This is a genomic window from Flavobacterium sp. (assembly GCF_024642105.1).
In the GTDB taxonomy this organism is placed as follows: Bacteria; Bacteroidota; Bacteroidia; order Flavobacteriales; family Flavobacteriaceae; genus Flavobacterium.
The window spans coordinates 1-2,555 of the sequence record NZ_JAHEBT010000044.1 but is presented as its reverse complement, the minus strand read 5'-3'; the positions used below and the strand labels follow the sequence as shown (position 1 = coordinate 2,555).

Here is a 2,555-nt window from a genome sequence, read left to right as displayed (position 1 = left end):
TCGTCTTTTCTATTTTGGATTTTTAGATCAACAATACCTTTGAACAAGGTTTCTTGGTATTCCCAAGTAGCTTTGTAATCTTTGTTTCCTAAATCGTGTAATTGGATTTGTTTGTTCATTTGTCATTGCGAGGAACGAAGCAATTTGTACTCGTCCTTTTTTGTTTGAGTGACAAAGGTACAAAGTTTTGAAAACAAAATCGTCTTTTCTAGCCCTGATGGAAGCGGCATCCTTTTAAGGCTGCAAGCCTTAAAAGATAGAGCGAACAGCAGGACAAAACGAGATAAAAAAACGAAAATTCCTGCTCCTAAAAAAACTACAATCATTTTCAAATTTTGAAATTGCCACATTTTCAAATTTAACTATCTTTGCGCTCTTAAAATCAGAATCTAATGGCATTATCCGAACAAGAAATTTTACGTAGAGAAGCACTTACCGAATTACGCAATTTAGGTATTGAGCCTTATCCAGCAGCCGAATTTACCACCACCGCTTATTCAAGCGAAATCCTTGCTAACTTTGAAAAATACGAAGGAAAGGAAGTGATTTTAGCCGGCCGATTGATGGGAAAACGCATCATGGGAAAGGCTTCTTTTGCAGAATTAAAAGATGCTGAAGGACGTATCCAAGTATATGTTTCGAGAGATGATATTTCGGATGATGAAGAAAAAACAATGTACAATGTGGTTTTCAAAAAACTATTGGACATTGGTGATTTTATTGGGATTCGCGGAACAGTTTTTAAAACACAAGTAGGCGAAATCTCGGTTCACGTATATGGTTTAACGGTTTTGGCGAAAGCCTTGAAACCGCTTCCTGTAGTAAAAATGGATGCGGATGGAAAAATCCACGATGCCTTTGCTGATCCTGAACAAAGATACCGTCGTCGTTATGTGGATTTAACGGTAAACGACCATGTAAAAGATACGTTTATCAAAAGAACCAAATTGTTCAATGCTATGCGTTCTTTTTTTAACGACAAAGGATATCTTGAAGTAGAAACACCTGTATTGCAACCGATTCCTGGTGGTGCTGCAGCGCGTCCTTTTATCACGCACCACAACTCACTTGACATTCCGTTGTACATGCGAATTGCCAATGAATTGTATTTGAAAAGATTAATTGTTGGTGGATTTGAAGGGGTGTATGAGTTCTCTAAAAACTTCCGTAACGAAGGAATGGACAGAACTCACAACCCAGAATTTACCGCTATGGAAATATATGTAGCCTACAAAGACTACAACTGGATGATGAACTTTACCGAAAACCTGCTAGAGCATTGTGCCATTGGGGTTAACGGAACAAGTGAAGTAACTTTTGGCGAACACAAAATCAATTTCAAAGCGCCTTATGCTCGTGTTACGATGACTGATTCTATCAAACACTTTACAGGTTTTGATATTTCTGGGAAATCAGAAGCGGAATTGTTTGCTGCTGCTAAAGGTATGGGAATTGACGTGGACGAAACCATGGGTAAAGGGAAATTGATTGACGAAATTTTTGGCGCAAAATGCGAAGGAAATTACATTCAACCTACTTTCATCACGGATTATCCAAAAGAAATGAGTCCGCTTTGTAAACAACACCGCGACAATCCAGAACTAACTGAACGTTTTGAATTGATGGTTTGCGGAAAAGAAGTAGCCAATGCCTATTCTGAATTGAATGACCCAATTGACCAAAGAGAACGTTTTGAAGACCAAATGCGTTTGGCTGAAAAAGGTGATGATGAAGCCAATGGCGTTATTGATGAAGATTTCTTGCGTGCTTTAGAATACGGCATGCCTCCTACTTCAGGTTTAGGAATTGGAATGGATCGTTTGATGATGTTCTTGACTAATAATGCTTCTATTCAAGAAGTATTGTTCTTCCCACAAATGCGTCCAGAAAAAAAACAGGTTCAAATCGAATTGACTGATGAAGAGAAATTAGTTGTTGACTTGTTGAAAGCCAACAATAATCAAATGGATTTAGGCGAATTGAAAGCTAAATCAGAATTGAGCGGAAAAAAATGGGATGCCGCTACTAAAGGTTTATCACAACACAAACTCATCAAAGTGAGTGTCGCTGGCGAAAGTAAAATAATGGAATTGATTGGGTAAATAATTCTACAATGATAAAAAAAGGAGCTTCAATCGAAGCTCCTTTTTGGTTTATAACGAATAATTCAAATTGACACTCCAGCGGTAATTGGCTTCGACATTGCCTCCAGTTAAATTTTGCTGAATGGGTAACATCGCATTGGCACCTAATGAAAACGCATTGCGACCTAGCTCAAATCCGATTTTTCCAAACAAAGCGTTTCCTGCCGTTTTGTTTAACTTTTGTCCGTGTTGGTAATTGCTTCCATAAGTTTCTCCAGCTAGGCCAATTTGCGGAGCAAAAGAAAAAGTATCTTTTTCATACAGATAGAAAAAAGTAGCTGCATAATTCAATTGATTCCCAAAACGATAATTTTTTTGGTTTTCTGTTTTAATGACATAATTCAACATTGTATTCAAACCTAATTGCTTTCTTCTTACAATATATTCGGTGGCTAAAAGGTAATCCCAACT

General features: G+C 37.6%; 1 protein-coding gene and 2 pseudogenes. 1 reads left to right on the top strand and 2 read right to left on the bottom strand.

Annotated elements, in window-relative coordinates:
* Window positions 1-119: pseudogene (locus tag Q0L65_RS05430) on the bottom strand (lipoyl(octanoyl) transferase); the annotation flags it as partial.
* Window positions 120-392: 273 nt separating this feature from the next.
* On the opposite strand from Q0L65_RS05430, the gene lysS reads away from it, so the two are divergent.
* Window positions 393-2,102, top strand: a complete 1,710-nt coding sequence (lysS, locus tag Q0L65_RS05425) for a lysine--tRNA ligase (RefSeq protein WP_296684274.1) — start codon at window positions 393-395, stop codon at window positions 2,100-2,102.
* 51 nt (window positions 2,103-2,153) lie between these two features.
* On the opposite strand, the pseudogene Q0L65_RS05420 reads toward lysS, so the two are convergent.
* Window positions 2,154-2,555: pseudogene (locus tag Q0L65_RS05420) on the bottom strand (transporter); the annotation flags it as partial.